Origin of the sequence: Yersinia nurmii (assembly GCF_001112925.1) — a bacterium.
In the GTDB taxonomy this organism is placed as follows: Bacteria; Pseudomonadota; Gammaproteobacteria; order Enterobacterales; family Enterobacteriaceae; genus Yersinia; species Yersinia nurmii.
This window is the reverse complement of the sequence record NZ_CPYD01000029.1, coordinates 1-4052: the sequence shown is the minus strand read 5'-3', so window position 1 is coordinate 4052 and position 4052 is coordinate 1. Positions and strand designations below refer to the sequence as shown.

The window sequence follows — 4052 nt, the reverse complement described above, 5'->3', positions numbered from 1 at the left end:
GCATCCTGTGAGGGCTGTAGCGATGTTCTTTTCTAACCGACCCTCTGCTGCACATTTAGCTCTGTAACGAGCTGTGCGTCGCTCTCTCGAATTCATGATTACCTCCGGTGATTGGCTTTGGTGAACAAGTGGCAATCGCTGATAGTGATTGCTTAAGTAAGTGATCAAACTTATCCATCCACCTACTTGCTAGATGAGCATCCCCGTCAATGCGAGGACAGATAGTTAACGTGCGTCAGCCCGCACAACACTTGTTCCCAAAGCCAACTTCTCTTTGGTGCCCTCGTATCAGGGCAATCTAATTGTTAAATAAGCAGCCTGTCGTCCTGACTGGCGCGGCGTGTAGTTCCGTATGCCGCATCGATGTTTCGTTTCGATGGAAAGAGAATACAAGAAACCTTGTATGCCTGTAAACAAGATATATTGTTTATTTTGTTGTGATTACAATATTTCTTTGATTTTAAAGTGAATTTAATTTGAAAATAATTCAGACGTGACCCTTCGCACCTGGCTATCAGGCGTGAAAAGTGTGAGGTGAGTAGTGTTTAAAGCGGGTAGGGTGGTGAGATTGTCAGATTACAGGCACAAAAAACCCGGCAGCGGGGCCGGGTTAGTGGGGCTAATTCTTTTGTTCTTTTGGCTGGTCGCGCCGAATATCATTTAGAATGTCGGTTAGTTTATCGAGCTTATTGTCAGTCTTATCTCCAATAGCGTCTATTTTAGCATCAAGCTTATTGGCTATAGAGTCCATCCGATCATTGATCCTGTTAAAGTCTTCTCGATTATCAGACCTTAAAGATGATACTTCTGACCTAACTTCAGATATCTGCCCTTGCACTTGATCATATGCATACCACATGGCGGTACCTGTAATTAGTAGTGTGGCACCAGCTAATTTAAGGGCCCCACTAAAAGAAAGAGGGGCATTTGGTTGAATTTTCATATCTACCTCCTCCACTTCGATTTCAATAGAAATTGTTTCAGCAACATAAATTTTATTGCCGTCATGATTTTCAATTCTAGCACGCTTATCATCTTTCCTTTTGGGATTTCTTTGCGGAGGTGGTTCTATCCCGTAGAAAAATCCATCGTCAGCGCACCCGATTCTCATAATTTACCTTCAGCCTGTAATTTTTTAACGATGTGCGGCGTGCTGAAATGCATGGTGTATGTGCAGTGTTCACAAATTACAGGGAAAAGCCACATTCCAACCCCATCGCTATCAGGTAATGGCTGTGTAATTATTACCGGTTTCGTTTTGTCTTTATCCCACACAGGCAATATCCAGTCTGACTTCTTGCAAACAGGGCAGAACACCACGTTATTTTTAGTGCTGAACTGCTGCAAAAATTCAGATAATTGCGCTAATGAAATCTTCCTTGCGAGATTTTTATTTTGTATGTCTTCAGGTTTTGACATTTTACAGTCCATTTAATTAAAACAAAACACATCCCACCCCTCTACGGGCTAGCAGTGGGTTAGGGTATTAGACCAATCGCAACTTTGTTTCGACGGCAACGCCAATGATTTTGCAATTCCCATTGATTGGCACAAGAGGCCATGCTGGGTTTAACCCTTTCAGGTAGCGTAACCCGCCATCAATAACCAGCTTCTTAAAAGTAACTTCGTTAGAATCTGTTAACTTAGCAATGACAAGGTTGCCGTTAACTGGTTCGCGCCCAGTATCAAACAAAACAAACGTTCCTTCTGGCACGCTTAACCCAACTGGAGCAGTCATTGAATCCCCATCGACCTCAAGCCAAAATGCTTCGCCTTGAACGTGTGCATCAGACTCCAGCCACAATTCAATATCTCTGATCGTGTAAACTTCAATGGCCTCAGCCCAAGCACCAGCTTGTACCTTACTTATCACTGGATACCGCACACCAGGGGTGTGAACGCCAGCAAATGAAACATTGCCGACACCTTTGCCAAACATTAAGTAGTCAGGATCAGTATTTAAAGCCTTAGATATTTCCAGAAGATTTCTGGGGCGCTTTGTTGTGCCATTTTCTAAATTAACAATAGACTGCTGAGTTGTCCCTGCCTTAAGCGCCAACTCACTTTGCGTCATACCTAATTCATCGCGCCTAGCCTTAACTCTTTCTGCAATACCCATAAATCACCTCATAAATTTCCTCCCAATAGTCACAAGAAAAGCTGTAATTGACAAACAAGGTTTCTTGTCTGTAAAATACAAGAAACTTTGTCAAGGAGGCAATATGGAAACTATATCGGAACGCCTCAAGCAAAAGCGCTCAGAGCTGAATCTTACGCAGGCTGAACTGGCGGAAAAGGCCGGAATCAAGCAGCAATCAATTCAGCAAATTGAGTCGGGTGCAACCAAACGACCTCGCTTCTTGTTTGAAATCGCAAGCGCACTTCAATGTGAACCATCTTGGTTGTTGTACGGAAACCCAACAACTAAAGCAGCTTAAGCACTACCGCTCTTTAACACCACTGACCGCCCTGACTCGAGGGCACCACTACCAAAGTGACAAGCTCACAGCTTTGTCACGTAACAACATCTAAATCACAAGGGAAGAGTACGCAATGGAACGTGCAACCACACGCAACAAGGCTCGAATCATTGAGAGCCAACTACTGAACAAGATTGCATTACGAGGCGTCACTGACATTGCTGACGCTGTAGGCGTGGATAAGTCACAGATATCACGCTGGAAAGAAAGCTTCATTCCGAAGATATCAATGCTTCTGGCTGTATTGGAATGGGGAGTAGTCGATGACGAGATGGCAAGGCTGGCTAAGTCGGTGGCTTTGTTGCTCGCAAAACAAAAATCCCCGGCGACAACCAGGGATTCAGCAGAGCAGATAACAATGTCGTTTTAACTGGACAAAACAACAGGGGTAATTATGCGAAAGAAAAAACCAAATAGCAATACGTCAGGCGCTAATCAATATCAACGGGCGGCAAAGCCTGATGAGCTTCTCATGGTCTGCAATGACAACCACGTTTTTGGCCGCAAGTTTGCAGAGATATTCCGCGGCATAGAAGCGAGAAGAGGGAAGGCCAATGAGTAACGTCTTAGCGTTTCGTCAACCAGACACAGCAAGGCCGGAGGCAACCGGTAAGGGGTTTGCCTTGATGCATAGAAAAATAATGGAACTGCCCTTCTACAGGACGGATTCTGAGGCAGTTCACCTGTGGATACATTTCATACTTACCGCTAATCACGCACCGGCAATAGTTAATACTGAGCTGGGTGATGTCATGGTTCGTCGTGGAGAGTTTATGACTGGCAGAAATAAGCTGGAACTGGCAACCGGTATTACCGGTAACCGCATTAAATATCTCATCGGTAAGTTTGAAAAACTTGGGATGATCACCAAGTCAACCACCAAGAAATTCTCACTAATTTACGTCACAAAATACGACGAATATCAGCCAAATATTGTGCCAACAGATTACCAACAAAGTGCCAACGCAAATCCGCTTGTACCAAGCGCTGGAGCGGAGGTTGTGCCAACAGATTACCAACAAAGTGCCACAAACAATGAAATAACTAATAACTCTATTACTAACGTAATAGAGAGTCCCTCTTCAGCCGATAAACCGGAAAAGAAAAAACCGTCATTCAGTTGTGAAGATGTGGTCAATGCTTATCACGACATTCTGCCAGAAGCCAAAGGCATAAGAGCACTCAGTGACAAGCGACGCAACCTGATCAAAACCTTCTGGGTGAAAGCCAGCAAGATAACTCGCCAACTGGACAGCCAGCCATTCACGCTGGAAAGCTGGAAAGCCTACCTGACTTACATTTCCACCAATTGTCGCTGGATGCTGGAAGACCGCCCTGATACTCGCTCCGGAAAGACGTGGCAGAAAAAAGGGTTGGAGTATTTCCTGAACGATGAAACTTATCTTCAAGTCCGAGAGGGGGCCAAGGATGACCGTTGATTACAAAACACCACCACACAACCTCGACGCAGAGCAGAGCGTTCTTGGCGGCCTGATGCTGGATGACGGCAGTGATAACGTCGCTAAAGTCCTGTCCATGCTGAAACCTGAATCGTTTTACACCCGCCCGCAC

8 protein-coding genes are annotated in these 4052 nt (G+C 44.9%); 5 read left to right on the top strand and 3 right to left on the bottom strand.

What is annotated here, in order from left to right; all coding sequences use genetic code 11:
* Positions 1-619: 619 nt before the first annotated feature.
* The 3 genes from AD970_RS18365 to AD970_RS18355 all read right to left on the bottom strand — a co-directional run bounded on the left by AD970_RS18365 (position 620) and on the right by AD970_RS18355 (position 2119).
* The gene (locus tag AD970_RS18365) at positions 620-1111 is read right to left on the bottom strand and encodes a hypothetical protein (RefSeq protein ID WP_049602449.1); all 492 of its coding nucleotides are present in this window, start codon (positions 1109-1111) and stop codon (positions 620-622) included.
* Positions 1108-1419 (bottom strand): hypothetical protein, encoded by a 312-nt coding sequence (locus AD970_RS18360; protein ID WP_049602447.1) that lies wholly within the window; start codon positions 1417-1419, stop codon positions 1108-1110. Before AD970_RS18360 ends, AD970_RS18365 begins: the two co-directional genes overlap by 4 nt.
* A gap of 67 nt (positions 1420-1486) precedes the next feature.
* Positions 1487-2119, bottom strand: a complete 633-nt coding sequence (locus AD970_RS18355) for a LexA family protein (RefSeq protein WP_049602446.1) — start codon at positions 2117-2119, stop codon at positions 1487-1489.
* A gap of 103 nt (positions 2120-2222) precedes the next feature.
* On the opposite strand from AD970_RS18355, the gene AD970_RS18350 reads away from it, so the two are divergent.
* The 5 genes from AD970_RS18350 to AD970_RS19270 all read left to right on the top strand — a co-directional run.
* Positions 2223-2438 (top strand): helix-turn-helix domain-containing protein, encoded by a 216-nt coding sequence (locus AD970_RS18350; protein ID WP_049602445.1) that lies wholly within the window; start codon positions 2223-2225, stop codon positions 2436-2438.
* A 115-nt stretch (positions 2439-2553) separates the two neighbouring features.
* Positions 2554-2850 carry a CII family transcriptional regulator gene (locus tag AD970_RS18345; RefSeq protein ID WP_049602443.1) on the top strand — a complete coding sequence of 99 codons (297 nt, stop codon included), beginning with the start codon at positions 2554-2556 and terminating at the stop codon, positions 2848-2850.
* Between the two features lie 24 nt (positions 2851-2874).
* Entirely contained in the window at positions 2875-3042 is a 168-nt protein-coding gene (locus AD970_RS19795; RefSeq protein ID WP_157045601.1) for a hypothetical protein, read from the top strand.
* On the top strand, positions 3035-3919 hold the full coding sequence (locus AD970_RS18340; RefSeq protein ID WP_049602441.1) for a hypothetical protein: 885 nt from the start codon (positions 3035-3037) through the stop codon (positions 3917-3919). Before AD970_RS19795 ends, AD970_RS18340 begins: the two co-directional genes overlap by 8 nt.
* Positions 3909-4052: DnaB-like helicase N-terminal domain-containing protein (locus AD970_RS19270; protein ID WP_328286838.1), on the top strand; the 144-nt coding region annotated here is incomplete at its 3' end. The genes AD970_RS18340 and AD970_RS19270, both read left to right, overlap by 11 nt.

What these genes read in the sequence shown, in the direction of transcription:
- AD970_RS18365 (WP_049602449.1), bottom strand. Translation starts at nt 1,111, where the DNA reads ATGAGAATCGGGTGCGCTGACGATGGATTTTTCTACGGGATAGAACCA.
- AD970_RS18360 (WP_049602447.1), bottom strand. Translation starts at nt 1,419, where the DNA reads ATGTCAAAACCTGAAGACATACAAAATAAAAATCTCGCAAGGAAGATT.
- AD970_RS18355 (WP_049602446.1), bottom strand. Translation starts at nt 2,119, where the DNA reads ATGGGTATTGCAGAAAGAGTTAAGGCTAGGCGCGATGAATTAGGTATG.
- AD970_RS18350 (WP_049602445.1), top strand. Translation starts at nt 2,223, where the DNA reads ATGGAAACTATATCGGAACGCCTCAAGCAAAAGCGCTCAGAGCTGAAT.
- AD970_RS18345 (WP_049602443.1), top strand. Translation starts at nt 2,554, where the DNA reads ATGGAACGTGCAACCACACGCAACAAGGCTCGAATCATTGAGAGCCAA.
- AD970_RS19795 (WP_157045601.1), top strand. Translation starts at nt 2,875, where the DNA reads ATGCGAAAGAAAAAACCAAATAGCAATACGTCAGGCGCTAATCAATAT.
- AD970_RS18340 (WP_049602441.1), top strand. Translation starts at nt 3,035, where the DNA reads ATGAGTAACGTCTTAGCGTTTCGTCAACCAGACACAGCAAGGCCGGAG.